Source organism: Mucilaginibacter sp. GW822-FHT03E02 (assembly GCF_058801545.1).
In genome coordinates, this window is the sequence record NZ_JBXANJ010000001.1 from 202,984 (window position 1) to 228,472 (window position 25,489).

Sequence of the window (25,489 nt, forward strand, 5' to 3'; positions counted from 1 at the left end):
GGCATTTAACACCTCTAAAATATAACATTTAGCCTAATATTTAACGCCCCGGAAATATTTAACAAAAAAATCAAATTCTGGTTGCAGGTGCTGATAAAACTACATTCCGTTCACTTCCATATCGGCAGTGTACACGCCCATTTTGGCTGCGCTGTTACAGGCTGCGCGGTGTACCAATGCACGTTGTGCAGCAACAATATTTTCGTCGCTTCCCTTCCAAAGTTCCAGCGCCGGCTGCTGTATCGCCCTCGAAAAAGAGTAGGTAAGCACCCAGGGCATCACATCGCCAAAACGGGTATGCATGCGGTTTAACCGCTCCGACGCAAGTGCGGCCGATTGCCCGCCCGACAGGAAAGCTATACCCGGTACCGATGCCGGTACCGTTTTTAAAAAGCATTTAACCGTTGCTTCGGCAACTTCATCGAGCCCCGGTTTTTCGGGACTTTCCTCTCCCGGCAATATCATATTAGGTTTCAGAATCATGCCTTCCAGGTCAACCCGGTGCTGGTATAGGGCATTAAATACGGCGTGTATTACCTCGGTAGTAACCTCCGCGCATCTTTGCAATGAATGATCGCCGTCCATCACTACTTCTGGCTCCACTATGGGTACCAAACCAGTTTCCTGGCAAAACATCGCGTAGCGGGCAAGCGTATAAGCATTTGCTTTTATGCAGGTTGATGACGGGATATCGGCACCTATAGTGATAACAGCCCGCCATTTGGCAAACCGGGCTCCCATTTGATAGTAATTTTTCAAACGGCCGCCCAGGCCGTCTAAGCCTTCGGTTATCTTTTCGCCGGGGAAACCCACCATGGGGATGGCGCCTTCATCAACTTTAATGCCCGGAATTATCCCTTTGTGCTTTAAAATATCTATGAACAGCGTGCCATCTGCAGTACTTTGATGAATGGTTTCATCAAACAGGATTGCGCCGCTAATGTATTCCTCCAACGCAGGCGCGTTTACAATCAAATCACGGTATTTGCGGCGGTATTCTTCGGTTTGGGGGATGCCCAGTTCCTGGAATCGCTTGTTACAGGTGGCGGTGCTTTCGTCCATGGCCAGTAAGCCTTTATTGCCTTGCATTAGCTGGTAAGCAATGGTTTTTAATGTCGAGGTATCCATAATCATCCTTGTGTTAAGCAGGTGTAACAACTAACACTAATAGAGCCCGACTTGTTTTATGATTGATAATATGCTGTTTTTTTTGACGCAATATTTACATGCGCAAGTGCTCCGTTCGTGAATAGGCTACAACAGATGTCAATTATAATGATGATCAAATATATTGGCCAGCAACAGGCACAAATATTTGGATGCTAAATTGGGCGATCATTTTAGTGCCAACCATGATAAAATATAAAATATTGATTATCAAATACTTATAAATAAAACATCTGAAATATGTTAAGTTATGTTAACCCAATTAGATGCGTCTGTCGTACGGGTATTATTTTGATACCGGAACATCTATATAGCTGCTGTTGTACCATTTTACTTTAAGCGGTATTTTGGCATCGTTAATGTTTTCAAGGCTTACATCTTTGCCGGTACCGTAGTTAATTTGGCAAAAATTATTTTTGTTTACGTTGATAACAACCAGCAAGCGGCTGCCTTTACGCAGTTGCCTGCTTACCACCTTGGTATTTGAAAACGGAAGCGTTGTTATTTTGCCCGGTTGCAGCAGTTTGCGGTTGGTAATGTCCCACGAATAGCTGGCCCGCCCCAAAAAGTAGGTAAGCTCAAAATATTCGCCGTTGGGCATCACTTCATAAAGCGCTACGCTATAGTCAAAATCTTTTTTGTTGATAGCAGCTGTAATTTGGCCGAGGAAAGCGCCGTTCACAATAAGCGGATGTTTTAAACTATCGCTTATGAAAGTAAAACCATTACTGTAAATATCTTTTTGAATAATGGGGAACGGATATGCGTAATTATTGGATGTAGCGCGGTCGGCAAAGTCAACCTCCTGCTCAAGGTATGCCAGTGTGACTGGCTTTTGGGCAGATAATTTAAACTGATCGTCCTTTTTTACATTACTGAGGTACAGCCGGAGCATGCTTTGGTGCATTTTATCCAGGGATGGGGCATGACCCCATCGGTTGGCGCCCATAACCTCGTAATTGATCCTGTCTTTGATAATGGCAGGCTTTTTACCTTGTTTCATGATATAATCAAACCACTCAAAAGTAATTGCTTTAGTATGGATGATAGCTACCGAATCAACCTGGTAGCCCCGTAAAACAGGCTCTCCGCCTCTTTGTGTGCCGAAATGATCGTACGGGCCAAGTATCAGGTAATAGTTGGCCCTGGGGTTGTATTTGGCTAACTGGCGCAGGTAGTATAGTCCAGATGTTTGCCCGTCGTCATAATAACCATCAAAAGCCAGCACCGGGATATTGATTTTTTCAAATTCCTTACCGTATGGGATCATAGCTTGCCAATATTTATCAAAACCGGGGTGCTTAAGCCAGCGTTGCAGCCATTTATTAGGTGCATGGTCAACACTATCAATTTTATTGTAGGCCGCGCCACTTTGGTACCAGTTTTCGCTCAAATTACGCCAGCGCTGCTGATTATTGTAAGTAGCGGTATCAAGGTATTTATTATTGCTAACGTAAAAGGCCCAGCCATAATTGGCGTTAATGAACACATTATTTTCCATAGGCAGCCCCATGCCCGGAATTGCCGAAACATAAGGCACAATGGTTTTGAGCGCCGGATGCACCTTATATTTTAAACCTGCCCATTGCGCAAAGCCCGAATAACTGCCCCCATACATCCCCACTTTGCCATTGCTCCAGCTTTGTTTGCTTATCCAGTCAATTACCCAATAAACATCTTCGGCATCGTGTTCATAAGGTACTATTTCTTCGGGACTTAAACGCTTGCCGCGTACATCGGCCACTACGCCCACGTAGCCATGATCGGCGGCGTATTTGGCTTCAATCAAACTTCTTTTAGTATCCGAGTAAATAAAAAACAGCAGTGCCGCGGGTTGCGGCCCGGTTACATCACGCCGGCGCACAACAACAGCCGATAAGGTGTATCCCTGCGGGGTTTTAATAAGCGCGCTATCATTAATAACATACTTTTCCACGTCGGCATCGGGCGATTTTTGGGCAAAAAGAGTTGCCCCCTGGCTTATTAAAACCAGTAATAGCATTAGTTTTTTCATGATTTTTTTGCTTAAAGCTGAAGGCCCAAAGCCCAAAGCTTTTTGTTATTCAGATTATTGTCTATTCTTTTATCGAAAGGAACGTTTTAGCACTTTACCCGAAGCTGTTATTTTCCACTTTTGCTTCTGCTTAATACTTTTAGCTTTCTGCCTTACGCTTTAAGCTTCAGCTTCCCTTTAAACTTTACGGATTGCCTTTCCGATACTTCAACTACCTGCCCGGTTTTTAAACTGATGTTCAGTTTTCCGCCCGGCAGATGGCTGATTTGATCGATATAGGCCAGGTTGATGATTTGCGCCCGGTTTACCCTGAAAAAAATGGTTTCGTCCAACCTTTCTTCCATTTGGTTTAGTGAGCGTTTCAGGAATGTTTTTTTATCGCCAAAATATAATACCGCGTAATTATCCATCGATTCAACCAGGTGAATTTCATCTATTTTTAAAAAATAGCATTTGCTGCCGTCCTTTATAAAAATCTGCCTGTTATCTGTGTTTGTGTTTAGCTTAGCCCTCACTTTTTCCATTGCTTTGGCAAAACGCTCATCACGCATAGGTTTTACCAAATAATCAAGGGCATCGGCCTCAAACGCTTTTACAGCATATTGGTCAAAGGCAGTAGTAAAAATAATTTCGGGCACACTATCCAGCATTTCCAACAAGTCGAACCCGGATTTTTCGGGCATTTGCACGTCAAGGAATACCAATTGAGGTTGATGCTTTTCTATTAAAAGTTTTGCATCATCGGCATTTGCTGCCTCGGCAACAATTTCAACATCACCATAATAGCCCAGCGCCGTCCTTACCTCTTCGCGGGCAAGCCGTTCGTCGTCCACAATAATTACCTTTATCTTTTTCATGATAGCGGCAAAATAAGGGTTGATAAAACTTTATCGCCATATACCTCCTCCATTACAAAACTGGCCTGGGTTTGATATTGTAACAGTAAACGGTCTTTTAGATTTTTTAAACCAAGGCCATGCTGGTTACCTTCAGCAGTGAGCCGGCCGGGGTTTAAAACGGCAATGCGTATTTTCCCGTCGGTGTTTTTGATGGTTATTTTAATTTCACCTCCGGCTTTCTGATGTGCAATGCCATGTTTAATAGCATTTTCAACCAAAGTTTGGATACTTAGCGGCGGTATCAAACAGTGTTCTATCCCCTCTTCCATATCAACGGTAAACTGCAATCTTTCTTCAAAACGGATCTTTTCAAGTTCTAGGTAATCCATCACTAAATTAACCTCGTCATGTAAGGATATAAGCTTTGCATTGCCGCCGTACAAAGTGGCGCGCAGCAAATCGGACAATAAATCTATAGCTCGCCGGGCTTTGGCCGGGTTGGTACTTGTTAATGCTTTAACACTATTGAGGGAGTTGAAAAAGAAATGCGGATTAAGCTGTGCCGATAGTTGCTGCATTTGTGCATCGCGGGCAACTACCTGTAAACGGGCATTATCGGTAGCGGTGCCAATCTCCATCAGGGCATAATGGTACAGGTGAAAAGCCAGCACCCAAATAGCCATAAGCCTGATACCCGTGGCCAGCAGCACCAGGTAGTTTTGACTAAAAAAAGTCCAAAAACTCTCGCTATAAGCAAATGTAAAATAATAGCGGGCTGCGTACAGTTTAACAGTAACCAGCAGCATGTAACATACACCCATTAAAAGCACCGCGGGAATAAGGCGCACAGCCATGTTTTGTACTTTTAAATGGGTGAAGTTAAACCTATGCGCAAAGCGATAATAAGCATGGGTAATCAGGATGCCAATGCCAATATCAAATACAAAATGAACCAGCGCCAGTGTATAACTATATTGCCCACTATGGCCGCCGGCATACATTTGCAGCCAGGCAGCCCCCCCCCAGAACAAACCAGCCAACGACCAGCCAATAAGCTGACAAGACCAGTATAGCGATATCCCCTTTTTTTGTCTCAATGTTGATGAACTGTTGGTTAACAAAACAAACCAACAAAAACTATTTGGTAATATAAAGCGGAAATACATGGACGCGGTTGTTTGGGGATGAACGGGAATTTAAAGTCAATCTTTTAGTTTCCCGGCCAGTTTACGGTATGGGCGATAAAGCTTTTACATTTTTAACTTAAGAATATTGGGGGCGAAATATTGGTAAATCTACTGTTAACCAATAATTTCGGACATGATAAGCCTCGATAGGCAGCGCTCATCAAAAAAAATATTCAGAATTTTAGCTATTAATATAAAACGAAACCGATATTCGTTGGTTATTGAGTAACTTTAAATCTAAATAAAGCATTAAAGCTAATGGTGAAATTATTTGTCGGGGGATTCCCTTTGGACATGACAGAACTTGACCTGGTTAAAATAATTAACCTGCATGGGGAAGTGAGTACGATTAAGATAGTACGGGATAAAAAAACGAGGATTTGTAAGGGCTATGCCTTTTTAGAAATGAAGGACCGGGAAGGTGCCGAAAACGCCGTGATTGCCTTAGATGGCACCCCTATGGGCGACAGAACACTGAACGTAAAGATAAACGAGGAAAACGCGGTAAAGCCGCCACCACCCAAAAGAAACTTTGGAGGATATAACAGCACTAATAACCGCAGTGGCAGTGGCAGCAGCTACGGCAACAGTAGCAATAATTATAAAAGACCTGTTGCGGGCGACGCCCCAAAAGCCAAACGACCAAGAAGAGCGACATAAAAATACCGACTGAACTTTTTAGTAAAACCTTCATTTTAAGACACGGGGATTCAACTCCGTGTTATTGCTTTTAAACGGCATAGTTTGGCGCTATGCTGTTTAAACCTTTTAAGCCATACCATCGCTTTATGTCCTTTTCGATTTAAAACTCAAAAAGTCGCAGTCAAATTATGAAGCTATCGATAGTGGATTTGCATATATGTAAGCCCTCCAACTCCTCACACCAAATCAAACGCCCGTGCGTATTGCGACAGTTCAAAAGATGTGTTTGCCTGTAGTTTATGCTTGATGTTTTTACGATGTGTATCAACCGTACCTACTGCTATAAATAATTGGTTGGCTATTTCGGGCGAACTTTTCCCAAGTACCATCAAGCGTAGAATTTCACACTCGCGTTTGGACAAGCTGGAGAACTTGCTTAAGTTTTTACGCAGAAAAGTATTTTCATCCAGCATTCGCTCCACTTTGGCCGTTACATGCTGAACAGGGTCAACCTTAAAAGCCATATTAATCACCAGTAAAGGGAGCCCTGCATCATCGCGCATTAAAATTTTCATGGTACTCAAATGCCACACCCATTCTGGGTTACCATTTATTTTTACCTGTTGAAAAAAGGTGATATCCTCGTCGGTATTTCTTTCAACCATATCTTTCACCTTCGGCACGTAGGAGTCTGCATCTTCTGAGTTAAAATATTTTGCAGTATACTCGGCTGTAGAATAGCTCCTAAATTCGGCTAAAGTTATACCCAGCTGGTTTAACCCATTTTGACACATGTATTCCAATTTAAAATCGGGCATCCGGTGTATAATGGTTACACCCGGCAGCAGGTTGGCAACAGCGTGTATTTTATCAATCTCGGCTTGAATTTTCAGTTCCAAATCGGGCAATTTATCCATTGCAATATCATAATTAAGGGATGGCAATATAATGAATGTTTAGAGACGGTTTTTCTTAAATATTAAGAAGTGTTATTGATTACGAGCTATTTATTTTATATTTATAAATTGATACAACTGTACAAAGCCGTGCCGCATATATAATTCAATAATTATCAAAAAAGGGCTGCAATGTTAAGTTGCCACAAATAATAAAAATGCCTCTAAAAAGTCCATTTCTAAAAACTTTACTATTAATTCAATTTTTATTTTCGGGCGCATACGCCAGTACGCCATACCAGGTGGTTTACTTAAAAAATTATAGCGCAAGTGACGGGCTGCCTGGCTCGCAGGTTAACTATTTAATGCAAGACAGTAAAGGCTTTATTTGGATAGCTACGGATAAGGGTGTAAGCCGGTTTGACGGACAACACTTTAAAAATTTCACAACCGCCGACGGGCTTGAAAGCAACGAGGCTTTCCGGATAGCTGAAGATAATTACCACCGGATTTTTTTTTACTGCAATAACTACAGGGTTTGTTACTACGAAAACGGGCTTATACACAAACTTACGTCAACTCAGAAAGTTTTGGTGCAGCCATTTGCCAACATGTTTTTTAACCGTTACAATGAGCTTTGCGTAAATTACGAGCTAAACACCAAAGTTTACAGTTTCGCTGAACTGAAATCCCCAAAGCATCAGGGCCAACAGCCGGGGAGCTATATTTATGGTGCCGGCGAAGAAGAGATTACCCTTTCTGAACACAACCTTACCATACTCAAAAATGAGCTTGGCGCTGCGCATTTAAACGACACAACAGCCAAGACCAATACCAAACCTTATAGATTGGCCATACTACAAAATCATTTATTGTTGATAACTAAAGATTGGGTACACGTTTATCAATATCAAAAAAGCGGGATCATCCCCATTAATAAAATCAATTTTACCGGTAATGTAACATCGGTTTACCTCACCGGCAAAAATACGTTTGCCGTTACAACGGTAAAACAGGGCACGTATATTATCAACTACATTACAGGCGAGCGGAAAAACTATCTTAATAATCATATTACCACATCTACACTTATTGACCGCGAAAATAATTTATGGTTTGGCACTTATGACACTGGTTTCTTTTTAAGTACCGATCCCGAAGTAAAAATCATAAACAAGGAAAGCGGCCTGGAAAATGAAAGTGTCTTAAAGCTGGGTATAGCCGGTGGTTACCTTTTTGCGGGGCATATTTTAACAGGGTTGAGCTATATGAAACTGGGGACTAATCAAAATCCATCAATAGGCACACTTTATTTACAGCAAAACCGGTCGGATTTTAACAGGGTAACCAGCTTGCTTCCTATCAAGGGCAAAAAGCTATTGATAGGTACTGATAATGGTCTTTTCGGGTTAAATGTGTCAAATGACAATCCGTCATTGTGGCGCCCGGAGTTCTACACAGGTGGCCCGATAAAAGGCACTATACAACCGCGTGATACTATTTATTTCCTGAGCTCTCAAGCTATTGCAACGTTACAAGGCCGATACGGATACATGTTTCCCCCTATCCGGCTAACATCATTAGTCTGGCATAAAGACAACCTGCTTGTAGGTTCTCTCTATGGTTTATATAAAATTGTACCACCCCTTAGTCCTAACCATTTTAAATATGTACGGATATTGGCTGAAAAAGGAATAAATGCCGTAAAGTGCCTGGCATCTAACGGAGAGGCATGCGCCATTGGCACCGAAGATAAAGGGGTGTTTCTGTTAGCAGGTAAGGCCGTTAAGCAGTTTAACGCACCTGTTATTTCATCGGGCAACATCCGCAAACTTGTATGGACGGACGCCCATACACTATGGGCTTGCACGGCCAATGGCGTAAGTATTATTGGCTTTAGTAATAATTACCAAACTTACCGGGTAAGCCGGTTAAATACCAGTAACGGGCTGCCATCAGATAATGTTGCGGATGTAGTCCGCGACGGAAGTGATTATTATATCGCCACCGATCAGGGCATAGCTGTTACTCAAAATTTATGGAATACCAATATGCCCAGGCCAATATTGCTTGATGATGGCATACCGGCTAAACAAAACAGCTTCACTTATGGCCAGCCGGTTGTGTTTAATTGCGTAGCCCTATCCTACAAAAGCATGGGTAAAATACAATACAGGTTCAGGCTCAAAGATGTTGATAAAAATTGGGCCGCCGCGCCAACTGGTGAAAAACGGCTTGACCTGCTGCCGCCCGGCCAATACGAGTTAGATGCAGTAGCTATTGACCGCTTTAACCAATTAAGCCGCCCGCTTGTTTTTCAATTTACAGTAATGCCTTTATGGTACCAACAACTATGGCTGCAAGCTATAGCCGTTACCGGAGCTATATTTATAAGCTTTTTGCTTATCCGAAAATACTATCTGTCTATCATCGGTTTACAGAAAAAGGATTATGAAAATGCACTTGCCCTGCAACGTGAACGCCAGCGCATCAGCAGCGAGGTGCATGATGATTTGGGGGCAAGTATATCGGGCATTAAGCTGCAAACCGAAATGCTGAGCCGAAAAGTAGCTAACCAACCGGTTTTTAAGGAAATAGATGCTATCCATGACGCGATAACTGATATATCTACCCAGGTGAGGTTAATTATCTGGAGCCTTGATATTGAAAACGATGAAGTAAGCAGCCTGGCAAATTTTATTCATAAGCAAAGCATTAAAATATTTGATTGCTGCGATATTCGCCTTCATGAAAGCATCTCGGTTGGTGAAACCATGATTGCCATTAGCGGCGAAAAACGACGACAGGTATACCTGCTGGTGAAAGAAGCTTTAAACAACATTATTAAACACTCGGATGCCCAAAACGCGTTCCTGGCAATTAGCCTCTACAAAAACCTGTTGCATATCAGTATCCGGGACGATGGCCGCGGCTTTGTGCCCGATGTGCGCAAGCAGGAAACCATGGGTATCCGTAACATTTACGCACGCGCAAAAAGATTGAATGCCGATTTGAAAATTGACACAGCACCTGGCGAGGGCACCTCCATCAGCCTTAAACTACCCCTATAAATGGTGGCCATAATAGGTATTTTAAACAAGGATAATTTTAGGATATTAGCGTTTTACATTTACCACAATCATGCTCCAGATAATTTTGTTAGAGGATAATTTACATTACCGGCGGGGCCTGGAACAAATTATTCATGATATGAGCGGCGTAAGCCTGATGGGATCATACACCAATGCCGAAATTGTATTAAAAAAGATACCCGAGCTTAAGCCGGATATCTTTATTGTTGATATAAACCTGGAGGGCATGTCGGGTATTGAATTCATAAGGCGGGCAAAACCCGTGATGCCTCAGGCCGAGTTCATGATGTGTACAATAAATGATGACAATACCCACATTTTTGAATCGCTTAAAAGCGGCGCCACTGGCTATATCCTAAAAGAGTCATCGGCCAACGAGATCAGGAACGCTATTACAGAAATAGCGGCGGGCGGATCGCCGATGAGTGCCTATATATCGCGTAAGGTAATTGCTTCATTTAATGATGCCCCGCCAAAACCGACAGTCGCTACCGAAAACCTCACGGATCGTGAGGTAGAAGTACTTAACCACCTGGCCCGTGGTCTTCAATACAAAGAAATAGCCGACAAACTTGATATTAGCACAGGTACCGTTAAAAAGCACATACGCAATACATACACCAAACTGCAGGTACAAAACAAGGTAGAGGCCATAAACAAATTCCGCGCCATATAATATACCCCTTTTTCAGTATTGCAGGGCGTGGGGTTTAATACTAATTTAGCATCATAAAGAAACTAAAGGGCCATGTTGGTAAACCAACCCGATAGCTATTTATAAACCTAAACCTTATCACTTTAATAAAATCAGGCCTTTTTTAAAGGTTTGATTTTAAATATCAAGCGCTTTTTTCCAGGCAATAATTTAAATTAATAAACTACTGTACTTATCGTTACAGGGCCCGTAAGCCCCGATGATTGCAACCTGCTATTTTCGTTATAAGGGTTTACCACAGTCCATGTTTTTCTTTGATCGGCCTGCAGCTTGCTATCGCCAATCAGGCGGTTAACCCAGGTGTTTACCACTGTTATGTCAATTGTATTTACGCCCGGTTTAATTGCTTTAGTAACATCCAACTGATAGGGAGCTGTCCAAACACCACCTACATCTACCCCATTTATCTTCACCTTGGCCATTGCTGTAACAGCGCCCAGGTTAAGTATTACATGCTGACCGTTTACAGGTTTAAGCGCTTTAAATGTGTTATGATATGCGGCATGTCCCGAAAAGTATTTGATACTATCTTCGGCCCGTTCAGTCCAGTCAGTAAGTTTATCAAAAACTACAGGTTTGGCAGGCCCCCATCTATTGCTGTCAAACTTCACTATCCACGGCGTATTTAATTTAACCACATTTTTTCCTTCGGGAAAGTTAACATCAACATTAGGTTTTTTACCTGCTTTACTGTCTTTACGAAAAACAATGAAGGCACTTTGATTGGCCGATAGCTTAAGTGGCATCTCCGTAACGCTACCCGTTTGCTTAAATGAAGGCAAATCGCGGGCGGTTCCGGTTACCGCATCCCATAGCTCGGGCTGTTTTCCATGAACCCTGAAGGTGGCATTTAAATCAACTTCTTTATTGGTTTGGTTTGATACAAAATATAAATCGCCATTGTCCAGCTTGCGGTGGATGAACAAAGCTTCATCGGCTTTGTCAAATTTACAATCGGGTATAACATTTACAAGGTCAAGCGCCTGCTGCATATCCAGTCCATTAATCACCAAGCCTTGGCCATAGGTATGTTTTGTTATTTTTGCCCCGTCAATATCTCCCCAAAGTTCGGCGGCTATTTTTTTTACCTCAACATCTGCCGGCCCATAGTTTTGCAAACCAGGCGACCGTTTTGGCGCAGGCCCTAAAATGATTAACCCCTGCCCTACTAATTCTTTTATTTTTTTGAGCAGCTGCGGTCGCATGGTTTCCAGTTTAGGCAGCACCAATATTTTGTAGGCCATACCACCTGGCAATACCAGCTTACCATTTACCACAGTTGCACGTTCATTTAATATCTCGGCATTAATGTAATCAAATGAATACCCCCTGGGCAGTTCAGGATCGCGGATGCCTGTCATTTTTGGCGCGTCCTCGCCAATAAAGTAAGCAACATCAGCTACATACTTTCCCTGGCGTAACATATAGCCACAGCGCTTAAGGTATTGGGTAAACATATCCATATCGTAAAACCAGGTATTTAACCGGTTAAACTCGTTTGAAAAACCTGCATTAACGCCCGGCACCTTATCTTCATAGGGCTGCTCGATATAAACATGGAGTAAGGTATTGTTTATACCTTCGGTAAAAAAGCGGTCGCCGCGCTGTTTCATTACAGCCGGGTAGCGCGAATATGCGCCGCCGCCACAGGTAAATGACTCGGCCGATACTTTATTTTTTCCATAAATATGTGCACATGACGATGCGGCCCTGTTTTCGATATTCCCCAGGTCGCCTTCGCTCCAAAACTCACCACCCACCTCGTCCGACTGGCCTCCATACTGCAAAAACTCGCCAGGGAAACCCCAGTGGCCATAATTTTCCAGCCAGGTAGTAAGGCCGTTTTTGTGGCTAATATCCCTTAAACCTGCAACATATTGATAGGCAACCTCGTCGGCAATAAACCGACGCATATCCCATAAAAACCTGTCAGACATATCCTGGCTGCCCACCACGTTACCGCTCATTACAGGGATGTAGGGAGTTGGATCGTACCCAAACGATGATTTAAATTTATCTGTTAAGCCGTCCGTCCAGTTTTGGCCGCCGGTTTCATAGCTATCTTCAACGGTTACTTTAAAACTCTTACGATCGGCTGCCGTTATGCGGCGCAATATCTCGCCCAAAAAGGCATTAAAATGTTCGGCAATGTGTTTTTTGCTCATTTTGTCGGTTTCAAAACCCCGGCCTTCAGGTGATGCGGGACCATTAGTTACCTGGGTAGGTGTCATCCCGCTACGCATAATTACCCAGTTACCTGCCGGAACGTTCCATTTTAAAGTACCATCGGTAGCAAGATATTTTGAAATGTCAATCACTTTTTGCGGGTCTATCACGTAGCGTGCATCATCAACGGCCGGCTGCACGGGCCATTGATACTCTTTCCAATACGGGAAAGGTGTCTGGAACATTTTAGCCAGCGTTTTCTCGATATAATTTTCAACAACAGGCGATGCCGATAATTTCAATTCGGCAATTGCACTATGCTGGCTTTCGTTGTTAAAAACTATCCTGAAGTTTTTGGCGGTAGTGGCTGGTATTGATACGCCCGCCGCCCCGTACGGGCTGAAGCCCACGTTAAGTTCGCTATTGCTTCTGTCAACCACAAAATGTTTGATGGTTTGGTAATTGCCATTGATATCTGCCTGGATGTCGCCTTCAAAACGCATGGCAGTTTTGGCCGGGTAAATAGTTAGGCCCCGCGCGGTAAATGAAGTACCTGCTTTTATATCAACAGTAAATGTTTTATTGGCGGGAAGTTCCAGAACAGTATTTTCATTGCCATCCATGATATTGGTAATATTACCCACCGATGGCTGGGCACTGATTAAAGGCTTTAAATCACCAATTGTTAAATCATTATCCAGGGGTACAGGATAGGCTAACAGCTTAACATCCTGGAACTGATCGGCAGGTTTGGTCAATTTCTCATTAAAAACTAAGGGACCTTTTACCTGTTTTACCGATGATGTAAGATAGCGCATGGCCTGCTCCGGCTTAACCCAGGGACCGCCAGACTGGCTCCATCCGGGACCATTAAAAATCCCGATATCAATGCCAAGTTTTGTGGCGGTTTTTAACGCGGTATGCATGATATCCCACCATTCGGCCGAGAATAATTTCACTTTGCCGTATGGAGTTTCGCTGATACCGATATTGCCAATGAAGGCCCGGTTGATGCCTACCCGCTTCATTGATTCGAGGTCTTTAATAACCCCTTGTTTCGAGATATTATCCGACATCCAATACCAGTATATACTGGTTTGGATAGAATCGGGCGGCATTTTAAAGCCGGAAAGTAGTTTTTGCGAATATTTTTTTTGTTGCTGTTTTACCTGGGCAATACCGGGCAAATTGGTAACAAACAAAACAGCGAGGGTTAAAAATAACCTAAAAACGTTTTTATAGATATACTGCATGTAATGCGAATAAGTGATTTATTAGCTAAATAAGAATATTTGAATTTTTGCAAATGCACCGTTAACCGGCATTCTGTTTTAGGTTGAAATATCTTCGGTTTATAATTCAGCTATTTTAAATCATTAAAATAAAACCGGCAACCTCCACTGTCTACTTCGCCTATTCGTTTTCTTAAATGATATTTTTTTGAGTCTGCCGGAGCAAATTGGGTCGATTAGCGCCGAAGGCTAAACTGCTACGCCTTTAAACAAGCAAATCCCGGGCGCAAGTAGCATCCGGGATTCGTCTGTATATATAACGGTGTCAGGAATAAATCGACAACTATTACCGGTAAGCTTTTACGCCCACGCCGTTAATTCCAAATAAATACAAATCATTTACTTTTAAAACCGCCCTTACATCGCCGGGTAATTTAAACCCGGATTTTTGCTGGGGCAAATAGTTAAATGTTCCGTTGCCATTTCCTTTAAGTAATACTCCATAATTGGCGTCGTACTTGCCAAACTTTACCCTTGCATGGTTAATGTTTCCACATAGTAAAAGATCAACCTGCCCATCTTTGTCATAGTCCAACGTTGTTATAGTAAACACAGGCGCATACTGTGCCTGCAAGGGCAAGGCTATTGGGTGTAGTTTACCCTGGTTGTTACTTACAAAGCACATGGTTGACAGGCAATTTGCCGACAGGTGCCCTGCTCCTTTCATTTCTTCGGGGGTAAAAATCTTGTCGATAGTTGCATCAGCATAACTATTATAGTCAGGGAACCGGCCACGCATCATGCTTATCTGGTCAAGCATTTCATCGCGGCTAACATAAGGGTAACTTTTATGCTGGATGTAAAAACATAGTATCGGGTCAATTGATCCGTTATCGTCAAAATCTTTGTAATACATTTCGGCCGGCTCCTTGTCGGTTGCTTTGCATTGTGTATTGAGGCCCATGTTACCGGCAATAAGATCAGGGTGGCCGTCATGGTTAACGTCGCTCACGGTTAAACAGTTCCACCAGCCTGTGTATTTTTTGTCAAAATACTTAGCGGTGGCATCGGTGAGTTTGCCGTTGTTGTTTTCAAAAACGGTTATTGGCATCCATTCGCCAACTACCACCAGGTCGGGCTTGTTATCACCATTCATATCTACCCACGCTGCATCGGTAACCATGCCTATCCTTTTCAAAGCAGGATTTAATTTGGCTGTCGCATCTGTAAAGTGACCCTTGCCATCATTTAGCAGCACATAACTTTCAGGCGCTTCGGGGTACCTGCCTGGTATTACCCTGCCGCCAACAAACAAATCGGGGTAGCCATCGCCATTAATATCGGCCACTTTAACACAGCTTTTGCTGCCCGTCATTTTAGGCAGGGCATTAGTTGATTCCGTAAAATTCCCCGAACCGTCATTTATATATAACCTGTCCTGTAAAGCAGCATCATCCGGCATATAATTGTGGTATCCACCGGCGCATACATATAAATCGGGCTTGCCATCGTTATTGGCATCAAAAAAAACTGCGGCGGCATCGGTACTGGTTTTACGGGATTCAAAAGCAGTTTCTTTTTTTACCGTGAACCCACCGTTTTTTTGCTGAAGATATAAAGCACCGGGGCTATCGTTGTCGCCGCCTACGTAAACATCCTCCAGCCCATCGTGATTTACATCGGCCTTGGCCATGCATGGACCGTTGTAAGATAGCGGATTAACCAACAGCGGCTGCCGTTTAAAATCATTAACCAGGCTCATGGTGCTATGATACTTAACCGGGGATGACACTTCGGTAAATAAAGGCTTTATTATACTTTGGCCGATATAAGGCGCTGTGGCGTCTTTTTCGGATAGTGTAATAATTTGGTTGGATTTGATGTTTTTAACTACCTGCGCCTTACCGCTCTGCCATATAATACGCAGGGAATCCAGTTCCTTAGCGCTACCTAAACCAAAATGCAATACCGCCGATACGGTAGATTCATAGCCCCTGGTAGGCATTTGTTCAAGATATTGCTTTTTACCGGCTGTATAAATAATAACTTTTGCGCCAATACCCTGGGTGTTTTTATTTGCACCTTTTAGCTTTACCGACAGGTAATGGCTTTTGTTTTGCTGTACCGATTGGTTTTCATAAATGAATGCCGGCTTATTCACGTTGTTGATCACCAGGTCAAGGTCGCCGTCGTTATCCAGGTCGGCGTAGGCTGCACCATTGCTGTTTGATGGTTGGGTTATACCCCATTGTGCGCTTGTATTGGTAAAAGTAAGATCGGCATTATTCCTGAAGAAGTAACTCTTTACCTCTGACGATGGTATTTGGTTAACCAGGTCGAAAAGATCCTGCCGCATAACACGCCTGTCGCGTAACTTATCGCCGGCGTATTTCAAAAAGTCCATGTTGGTGTAATCGCGGGTATAACCGTTGCTTACAAAAAGATCTTTCCAGCCATCATTATCATAATCTGCAAATAAGGGAGCCCAGCTCCAATCGGTATTTGATATTCCGGATAGCTGCCCAATTTCGCTGAATGTGTTATTGCCATTGTTTACATGCAGCATATTACGCATGTACTGATAGTAAAACCCCACTTTAAGGTTAAGGTTAAATGCTTCGTAATTGTCCGACGCGAATAACATTTTTTGCCTTTTGTTATCTTCTGGTAACATATCCAGTGTATAAATATCGGGCACAAGGTCGTTGTTAATATCGGCTACGTCGTTCCCCATCGATGAAAACGAGGTATGCCCCATCTGTTTAGGAAGTTCATCGGTAAAGTGCCCTTTTTTATCATTAATGTATAATCTATCGGGCACACTGTAATCATTGGAGATGTAAATATCCGGGTAACCATCGCCATTAATATCGGCAATACCCGCGCCCAATCCGTACGATAACGAGGTATTTACAATGCCGGCAGCTTTGGTTATATCCTGAAAATGACCATTATTGTTGTTAAATAACCTTATGCCTGATTCCGGGTCGGTTTTACTCATCAGGCTGCTTACGGTTATTTCGTCGAGGCTATTTTGGCGCTTGGGATTGTGGTTTACCAGCAACATATCCAGGTCGCCGTCCCTGTCATAATCAAAAAAATAGGCCTGCGTACTAAAGGAAGGGAAATTGAGGCCATAATCTGCCGCCATTTCTTTAAATACCGGTGTGCCGTTGCTATCATTTCCCTGGTTTATAAACAGCTCGTTAACCCTTTTCTCGGCACTTAATTTCCCCGAATAGCAAACGTAAATATCAATTTTACCATCACCATTAATATCAACCAAACTTACACCCGTTTTCCAGGGGCCTGGGCGCCCTGCCACACCTGCAGCGGCGGTAACATCGGTAAACTGTAAATGACCTTTGTTCAAATACAATTTATTATCAGTCATGTTGCCGGTAAAGTATAGGTCTTGTAAGCCATCGCCATTCAGATCGCCAACGGCAACCCCACCGCCGTTATAAAAATACTCATACATTAACACGTTGGTATTTAAGCCCTCGGTTAAAGTATTGCTGAAATCGACATGAGTTTCTTCGGGTTTTAGTAAACGGAAGAGCGTATCGCCCTGCATATTATTGGTTGATGACGATTTACAACCTGTAAAAACAATAAAAGCAAACAATACCAGGAAACATCCCCGGTATTGTTTGCTTTGCTTACCTGATACTTTTGACATTTTATGAGTTACTGAAGCTGATCAAGAATTGGTTTATCCAAACCGTTTATCACATTTACCGACGGTTTAATCAGCTCTAAAACTACAATATTATTGTTATTTTTCCTCAACCACTCGGCTGGTAAATATAATGTTTGTTGCGGTCCATTGTTCCAGTAACGGCCTAAGTTATGCCCGTTTACCCAAACCACGCCTTTGCCCCATTTGCTCATATCCAGGTAGGTATCGGCAACTTCGGCCAGCTTAAACGTACCGGCTTTAAGTATCGGCTCATTTGCCTTTAACTTGCCTGCTTTGGGCTTTATTTTGCTGATATCATCAAACGGTAAACCGAACATTTTCCAGTTGGTTATTTCGGCACCGGCAAAGGTTACATTTTCGGTTATGCCCTTGGTATTCTTCAGCAAATAAGGGCCAAAGTTGATACGGCCCAGGTTTTCCACCAGGATATCCAGCTGTACTTTTCCCTTTGGTAAATCGGCTAACAAGCTATCCTGTTTCAGCCTTCTGTCCATGATGCCTACGCGCTTGCCGTTTACAAATACAATCCCGTAATCGCGCAGGCCGTTTACTTTAATAACGCCTTTTTTGCCGCCATTGATGGTGGTACGGTACAAAACAAAACCATAGGCCTGGTTAAGGTCTTCAAAAGTTAAAGGTGTTTTGTTGAGTTTTGCAGTTGGCAGTATATCAAACAAACCTGTTGTTTGCGTGAACTTAACAGCAGGCAGGTTCATAGCCGGTTTGGCAGCCGGTACATCGGGCAGGGGTTGGCCAGTGGGGAGGTGTTTTTTTATCACTTCCCTAAACTTATTATATTTATCGGTAGCATTGCCTGCCTCATTTAACGGGGCATCATAATCATAGCTGCTTATCTGTGGCTCATAGGGTTCTTTGTCGTTGTAGTTGGCACCGTTCATGAAGCCACGGGTTGTACCGCCATGAAACATATACATGTTGATAGAAAGCCCCGCACTTAATACGGCATCTAATTTACCCAGGTATTGTTCTGCAGGAACCGTATGGTGCTTTGTTCCCCACCAGTCAAACCAGGCCGGGTACCATTCGGCAATAAAGAAAGGTCCTTTGCCATCGTGGTTTTCTTTAATCAGCCTTTTTACTTTTGCAACGTCATCAACACCATTAATAGCGGGTAATAACCCGGGCAGATGCCCGTCTTTAATAGCCGCTTCGGGGTCGCATGTATATAGCTGGCCATCAAAACCTGCGTCGATAAACATTTTACGGTTTAATTCCAGGTAATCTTTATCGTTGGAGTATGATCCGTATTCATTTTCAATTTGCACCATTAAAACGTTGCCGCCATGGTTTACCTGTAAGGGGGCAAGCTGTTTACCCACTTCTTTAATATATTGCTCATATTCTTTTAAATACGTAGCCTCTTTGCTGCGCACTACCAGTCCTTTTTCTTTCTCGAGCCAGTAAGGATATCCGCCAAATTCCCATTCGGCGCAAACGTATGGGCTTGGGCGCAAAATAACCCACAGGCCTTCTTCCTTCGCCATTTTTACAAATGCGGCTACATCATTATTACCGGTAAAATCAAAATGCCCTTTTTGCGGTTCATGAACATTCCAGAAAACGTAAGTACCTATGGTGTTTAAACCCATTGCCTTTGCCATTTTCATACGCTGACGCCAGGCCTCACGCGGAACGCGGGGGTAATGCATTTCGCCGGATATAATTTGTAATGGTTTACCATCAAGCAAAAATGTACTGTCGGTTAATGCAAATGTGTGTTTGGCAGTTTGCGCATTTGCACTGATGCCGCAGAGTAAAATAACGGGTAGAATTAATAGTTTAAAAAGTTTCATAAATTTAAAAAATGCAGGCAATTGTTTATTAGTGTTGATGATAGAAGCTATTTTACGGTTAAAATGATTGATGTTGACTTAAGTCCGGCAGCGCTAAACTGTACAATGACTTTGCCCGGTTTACCGGTTGTTTGTATATAGGCCAACAGGCGGCCTTTTAAAACCTTGCGAGTATTTGACTGGTAGTTTTCATGACTGGTGGTGCTTCCGCTCTCCAATCCCAGCAATTTAGCCGGACCTGTTATGGTTACCTCAATTTCATTATCAGCGTTTGTAACAGGAACGCCGTTTTTGTCGGTCACCTGTATCTCTACCTGGCTTAATCCTTTTGATTTGGTGTTAAATGATGTACCATCGGCAATTGCCTGGATACCGGAAGCCTCGCCTGCTGTTTTTAATGTATAGCTGGCTGCTTCAATTCCGTTATTGTAACCTTTTACCAGTAGTTCGCCCGGTTCATAATTAACCGCCCAGGATGGTATTTGGCCTTTAGCATCAGCCCGCGAAAGTTTACCGAGCGATTTACCATTTAAAAACAACTCCGTTTCCTGGCAGTTGGTAAAGCAGTCAACCCTTATTTTACTGCCGGCCGGCCAGTTCCATACAGGTTCAATGGCTTTATGGCTCCAGATACCTTTATCTTCCTGTTGTGTAATTGGCTTGGCACCAATAAAAACCATCGGCTTATCGGCCCAAAGGCTTTGCCTGTAAAAGTATTCGGGCTTTTTAAAGCCGGCCAGGTTAATAAGTCCCGCCCCGTTGCTGCGCTGCGGCCATTTACCGGCCTCGCCCAGGTAGTCAATCCCCGTCCAAAGGTATTGGGCCGATATGTATTCATTACTATCAACCGCGGTCCAGGCCTGGCGCTGCATGCCGTTTTCGCTGCCATAAATAATGCGATTTGGATATTTTTTGTGGTCATCGGCATAACGGTACTCCTGGTAATTATAACCAACAACATCAAGTTCTTCCGGGTAGCCTACTTCATTCGACATTACTACCCCTGCAAGCGCCGCGGTAACCGGCCGGGTAGTATCAATTGCTTTAACTGCCTTAACCAGTTGTTTTGCAATTACGGTTAAACCGCTTGCAGCAGGATGCTCCGGAAGGTAGCCTTTGCCATAAATCTGCGGGTTTTTACCTGTGTTTAAAACTTCGTGTGTGTATGGATCATTAGGGTAATCAATTTCGTTACCAATGCTCCACATAATGATGGATGGATGGTTGCGTGCACGTAACACCATATCTGACAGATCCCGCGTGGCCCATTCTTTAAAATATTCATGGTAGCCATCCTTGGAGGGGGTACCTACGTTCCATCCTTTAACCCATTTATTTTTGCCCAGTTCCCACTCGTCAAAGGCTTCATCAATTACCAAAAAGCCCATTTTATCGCACAGGTCGTATAAATAATCGGCGTGTGGGTTATGGCTCAGGCGCAGTGAATTAACCCCGGCGTCCTTTAATATTTTTAAACGGCGGATCCATACCTCCCGCGGAACAGCTACACCCAACGCACCGGCGTCGTCATGGATGCATACGCCTTTCAGTTTGGTGCTTTTATCATTTAAAAAGAAACCATTATCCTTATCAAAACGAATGCTGCGGATGCCTACCGCCTGGTTTACAGCATCAATTTGTTTGCCGTTGCGGCTTAGCTGTACCTGTAACTGGTATAGTTCCGGGTGTTCAACATCCCATAAACGGGGAGACGATATTTCGGCATCAAAACTTGTTTCGTGTTTGCCAGGTTTTACTTTAACCTGCTTTTGTATAGCGGCGGCAATTTTACCGGTATTATCAACCAGGTTTATTTTAATGCCGATAGCTGCCTGGGTTGCTGTACTGTTGCTGATGTTGACCTTTACGTTGATGTCCGCTTTAGCTGCCGATACTCTTGGTGTAGTAAAAGCTACATCCCACAGATCGACATGGACCGGATTTTTAACCACCAGGTAAACGTTGCGGTAGATGCCCGAGCCGGTATACCATCTTGAATCGGCAAATTCACTATGATCTGCCTTTACCGTTATTATATTTTTACCCTTATAGCTAAGGTATTTTGAAAGTTCATACTGAAACGGAATAAATCCGTTGGGGCGCTTGCCCAGGTAATGGCCGTTTATCCAAACTTCGCTGTTTTTGTAAACGCCATCAAAGTAAATGTAAACCTGTTTGCCTTGCCATCCGGCTTCGGCGTTAAATGTCTTTTTATACCAGCCTATGCCGCCGGGTAAATAGCCCGTGGCGCTGGCCCAGTCCTCACTAAAGGGCCCCTCAATACTCCAATCGTGCGGCAAATCAACGGTTTTCCATAAAACACCGGCTGCGCCGCCTTTATCGCCATTGGTAATATCGCCCTTATGAAAACCCCAGCCCGAGTTAAACAATACCGGCTTGGATTTATCCTGCGCAAACAAAGTTGTTGTAAGCGTTACCAGCAAAAAAAAGCAGCTGTAGTTTTTAATATTCATGTTTTAGTAACCGTATTATTTTTTGTTTAAAGTATTGAGCTATGAGTATCGAGTCGAAAAATAATCAATCGAATTTGCGGCTTAAGACCAAATACTCATTACTCAAAATTCAGAACGCCCTACTCAAGACTCACAACTTAAAACTTACTGCTGTGCAATTTGCCATTGTTGGTTAGTACCGCCATTCCATGGCCACTGAATAATGCCGGCACCGTTGGTGGTTACACCGCCATTAACATCCAATACAAGACCGCTATTGCGGTTAATTACTTTATAAACACCATCTGCTACAGACGTAAGCTGCCATTGCTGGTTGTTGCCGCCATTCCACGGCCATTGAATAATGCTTGCGCCGTTGGCGGTTGATGCGCTGTTAACATCAAGTGCCAGCGTGCTGTTGCGGTTGGTTATTTTGTAGTATCCGCCGCCGTTGCCGGTTATTATCCATTGCTGGTTATTACCGCCGTTTTGCGGCCATTGTATAATACCCGCGCCATTAGCTGTCGACGAGCCGTTTACATCTAAAGCCGAACCGCTGTTGACGTTTAACAAACGGTAGTACGCTGTTGGGTAAAAGGTATCGGTACCACCTGCTCCCACGCCCCAGCCATATTTAAGCCTGCTTAAGCCCGATGTGTTGGTATTTGAAACGGTAAGGCTTGTGCCCGTGCCACCCAAAGTCTCCATGGCGTAGCTATCGCCCGTGCGGATACCCGGCCAGTAGACGCTGCCCATGCCAAATGCCCTAACCTGATTGGTTAAACCCTGCAGATAAGCAATCTCCTGATCGCCGCCTATCGCGCCGGTGTAGTTTTTACCACCGGTCATGGGTACGCCAAACTCGGTTAATACCGCACGGCTACTGTAGCTGCCGATATTGCCCCGCAGCCTGCTTTCCCATTGCGCGGCTGTGGTGTTGGTGCCGTTGCTGAAAAAAGTATAGTCGTGAATAGATAACAGGCAACCGCTAAAACGGCTATCGGCCCCAACGCCGGTAATATCCTGTGAGTATGAAGTACCGCTAACCAAAATGCGGCCTTGCGGTATAGATGGATAATTGCTTAACCACTGTGCGCAAATGGTAGTCCAGGCGTTTAAGGTATAGCCGTGGGGCTCGTTAAATATTTCGAAGTATACATGTGCATTGCTGCCATATTTGTTGACAATGGTTTGCCACATAGACCAAAACTGGGTTGTATTATCTATTACCCCATCCGCAGCCGATTTAGATTCCCAACAGGCCAAAATAACATTCATACCCTTGCTTAAGGCCTTATCAATCACCCCGGTGTAGGAGTTCCACCAGGTTTGTGACACGGTTGGGTAATTTACCGGCAGTCGCAGTGTATTTGCGCCCGTATTGGCCTGAAGGCCCGATATTACACCGTCGGCCTTTGCCGATACTGTGGCATAACTATCGGTTGACGCCAGGCCGCTTAAAACCAATATCCCATCGCTAAAGTTATCGCCATCGCAAGCCCAGTTAACGCCTTTAAGTGCGCTTGCCGGGGTCGAATCAATAGTAATGGGTTTTGCTGGGATATCTACCACCGTTTTAGTAACGGGTTGGGTTACCGCACTATTGTCTTTTTTACAGCCTGTTATTAAAACGCCTGCTGCAAATAGTAAACTAAATATTTTTTTCATGGTTAACGTGGTTTTATAGCACCATTAAAACAGAAGGGAGCAAGTAATACTCCCTTCTGTTTAGCCTCACCCTGCCCTCTCCAAAGGAGAGGGTTCTTGATTTGCATGATTTTTACCCCCATTTTTAGTCAGGGATATTTGCATCTTTTTTTAAGTCCTCTCCTTTGGAGAGGATTTAGGTGAGGCTTTTTTTAGTAACCTGCATTTTGCTGTAACTGGCCACCAGAAGCCTGGATCTCGGTGCGTGGTATTGGCAACCAATAATGTTTGGTTTGGAAACTGCGTCCGTCCAATGCCACTTTAGGTGTGTATGAAAACGTACCATTGGCGTTTTTAGTGATTATTACACCTCCTGCCGGCTTATTTTCGGTAACATCGGCAATTTTCCAACGGCGTACGTCGTAGAAACGATGTTCTTCAAATGCCAGTTCAACACGCCTTTCGTATCTAATCGCATCGCGCATTTGCGATTGGTTTAATCCTGCAGCTAATGCCGGCATATTAACACCCGGCCTTGCCCTGATCATGTTGATAGCCTGCCTTGCCGACATGGTTGAACCAGCCGGAATAACATCGGCTCCGTAAGCTTCGTTGGCTGCTTCGGCAAAATTCAGCAGGATTTCGGCGTAACGGAAATAAATCCATGGATGAAAACCAGCATTACCCCAAGGGTTTTGAAGCGGGTAAGCATCGTCCATATATTTGCGTAAATAGTAACCTGTTTTAGTGGTATTCCAGTTGCTATCGCCATCTTTACTGTCTTTTCCACCCGGTATAAATGCTTCAACAGTACGCTCCCTGTATGGAGATCCGTTGTGTAATACAGTTGCATCAAACCTTGGGTCACGGTGATCGTAAGGATGTGTTGGATCGTATCCTGATGTAGGATCGGTAATTGGCTTACCATTATCCATTTCATAATCATCAACTAAGTTTTGCAGCGGCGTATTACCGGCCCAACCGCCATAACCATTTGGCCCGTTGGCAATTTCCATGTGGGTATGGTTGGCATTTTTAGTGTACAAACGCTCAAAAATCACCTCGTTAGTTTCGTTAACTAAAAACATGTTATCATAACCGCCTGAATAAATACCGTATTTATTTAAGCTGATAACCGCTTGTGCCGCTGTTGCAGCATCGGCCCATGTGCCGGCATTATACAACGGACTTGCAGCATAAAGCTTTAGCCTTGATTTTAATGCCAACGCGGCACCTTTTGTAGCACGGCCTAACAGCCAGGTTCCGTCGTTATTTAAAGGCAATTTAGCAGCGGCATCATCAAGTTGAGCGGTAACATAGTCAATGCTTTCTTTGATAGTTGCCCTTTTAAATAATGATGGATCCTGTAAATTATCGCCCAGGTTCACCACTTTGTCACCCATTAGCACCACCCCACCGTAATTACGGATGAGGTCCTGGTAACGGAACGCCCTGATAAATTTCAACTCGCCTTCAATATGTGTTTTATGCCCGGCGCTTAAAGGCAGATTTGGTAAAATACTTAAGGCATAGTTACACTCCCTTATGCTGCGATAACTCCGGGCCCAAAGCACACCTGCTCCACCTAAATTTTCGGGGGCCAATTGTCCGCGCTGTATAAGCCACGTAGCATCATCATTATTGTAAATGGACTCATCGGTAAGGGAACTCCACATACTGTATTCAAAGCCGCGGCCAAAACCGGGGTTTGATCCGTCGCCCTCTTTATCCTGTAACTTGGCGCCGATATAACGATTGGTTACATAGGCCTCGAAAACAGCTGTATCCGATTGAATGGCCGATGTAGCAATCCTGTCTGTAGGTTGCACATTTAAAAGGTCTTTTTTACATGCCGTTGTGAACAGCATGCCGCATACGATGAAATATAGCGGGGTTTTATATTGTAATTTCATGATCTGTTC

Annotated in this window: 14 protein-coding genes; 3 read left to right on the forward strand and 11 right to left on the reverse strand. The window is 43.7% G+C overall.

Annotation, left to right across the window (positions count from 1 at the left end; all coding sequences use genetic code 11):
- Window positions 1-99 precede the first annotated feature (99 nt).
- The 4 genes from AC1RM2_RS00735 to AC1RM2_RS00750 form a co-directional block, all read right to left on the reverse strand.
- Entirely contained in the window at window positions 100-1,128 is a 1,029-nt protein-coding gene (locus AC1RM2_RS00735; RefSeq protein WP_492982405.1) for a class I fructose-bisphosphate aldolase, read from the reverse strand.
- Between the two features lie 325 nt (window positions 1,129-1,453).
- Window positions 1,454-3,181, reverse strand: coding sequence for a CocE/NonD family hydrolase (locus AC1RM2_RS00740; protein ID WP_492982407.1), 1,728 nt, complete (start codon window positions 3,179-3,181; stop codon window positions 1,454-1,456).
- Between the two features lie 152 nt (window positions 3,182-3,333).
- Complete coding sequence (locus tag AC1RM2_RS00745) at window positions 3,334-4,038, reverse strand: LytR/AlgR family response regulator transcription factor (RefSeq protein ID WP_492982409.1); 705 nt, start codon at window positions 4,036-4,038, stop codon at window positions 3,334-3,336.
- The gene (locus AC1RM2_RS00750; RefSeq protein ID WP_492982411.1) at window positions 4,035-5,117 is read right to left on the reverse strand and encodes a sensor histidine kinase; all 1,083 of its coding nucleotides are present in this window, start codon (window positions 5,115-5,117) and stop codon (window positions 4,035-4,037) included. Before AC1RM2_RS00750 ends, AC1RM2_RS00745 begins: the two co-directional genes overlap by 4 nt.
- A gap of 348 nt (window positions 5,118-5,465) precedes the next feature.
- Between AC1RM2_RS00750 and AC1RM2_RS00755 the strand changes: the two genes are divergently transcribed.
- Window positions 5,466-5,867 (forward strand): RNA recognition motif domain-containing protein, encoded by a 402-nt coding sequence (locus AC1RM2_RS00755; protein WP_492982413.1) that lies wholly within the window; start codon window positions 5,466-5,468, stop codon window positions 5,865-5,867.
- Window positions 5,868-6,085: 218 nt separating this feature from the next.
- On the opposite strand, the gene AC1RM2_RS00760 is transcribed toward AC1RM2_RS00755, so the two are convergent.
- A complete protein-coding gene (locus tag AC1RM2_RS00760) occupies window positions 6,086-6,766 on the reverse strand; it encodes a response regulator transcription factor (protein ID WP_492982415.1) in 681 nt (226 codons plus the stop codon).
- 197 nt (window positions 6,767-6,963) lie between these two features.
- On the opposite strand from AC1RM2_RS00760, the gene AC1RM2_RS00765 reads away from it, so the two are divergent.
- Both AC1RM2_RS00765 and AC1RM2_RS00770 read left to right on the forward strand, forming a co-directional pair.
- Window positions 6,964-9,816, forward strand: a complete 2,853-nt coding sequence (locus AC1RM2_RS00765) for a sensor histidine kinase (RefSeq protein ID WP_492982417.1) — start codon at window positions 6,964-6,966, stop codon at window positions 9,814-9,816.
- A 70-nt stretch (window positions 9,817-9,886) separates the two neighbouring features.
- On the forward strand, window positions 9,887-10,513 hold the full coding sequence (locus AC1RM2_RS00770; RefSeq protein WP_492982419.1) for a response regulator: 627 nt from the start codon (window positions 9,887-9,889) through the stop codon (window positions 10,511-10,513).
- Window positions 10,514-10,707: 194 nt separating this feature from the next.
- On the opposite strand, the gene AC1RM2_RS00775 is transcribed toward AC1RM2_RS00770, so the two are convergent.
- The 6 genes from AC1RM2_RS00775 to AC1RM2_RS00800 form a co-directional block, all read right to left on the reverse strand.
- A complete protein-coding gene (locus AC1RM2_RS00775) occupies window positions 10,708-13,971 on the reverse strand; it encodes a glycosyl hydrolase (RefSeq protein ID WP_492982421.1) in 3,264 nt (1,087 codons plus the stop codon).
- A 325-nt stretch (window positions 13,972-14,296) separates the two neighbouring features.
- Window positions 14,297-17,632 (reverse strand): VCBS repeat-containing protein, encoded by a 3,336-nt coding sequence (locus AC1RM2_RS00780; RefSeq protein ID WP_492982423.1) that lies wholly within the window; start codon window positions 17,630-17,632, stop codon window positions 14,297-14,299.
- Between the two features lie 8 nt (window positions 17,633-17,640).
- Window positions 17,641-19,467: a glycoside hydrolase family 35 protein gene (locus AC1RM2_RS00785; RefSeq protein WP_492982425.1), complete on the reverse strand. Its 1,827-nt coding sequence runs from the start codon at window positions 19,465-19,467 to the stop codon at window positions 17,641-17,643.
- A gap of 47 nt (window positions 19,468-19,514) precedes the next feature.
- Window positions 19,515-21,941 (reverse strand): glycoside hydrolase family 2 TIM barrel-domain containing protein, encoded by a 2,427-nt coding sequence (locus AC1RM2_RS00790; protein ID WP_492982427.1) that lies wholly within the window; start codon window positions 21,939-21,941, stop codon window positions 19,515-19,517.
- Window positions 21,942-22,085: 144 nt separating this feature from the next.
- Complete coding sequence (locus AC1RM2_RS00795) at window positions 22,086-23,588, reverse strand: RICIN domain-containing protein (RefSeq protein ID WP_492982429.1); 1,503 nt, start codon at window positions 23,586-23,588, stop codon at window positions 22,086-22,088.
- Window positions 23,589-23,779: 191 nt separating this feature from the next.
- Window positions 23,780-25,480, reverse strand: coding sequence for a RagB/SusD family nutrient uptake outer membrane protein (locus AC1RM2_RS00800; protein ID WP_492982431.1), 1,701 nt, complete (start codon window positions 25,478-25,480; stop codon window positions 23,780-23,782).
- Window positions 25,481-25,489 lie beyond the last annotated feature (9 nt).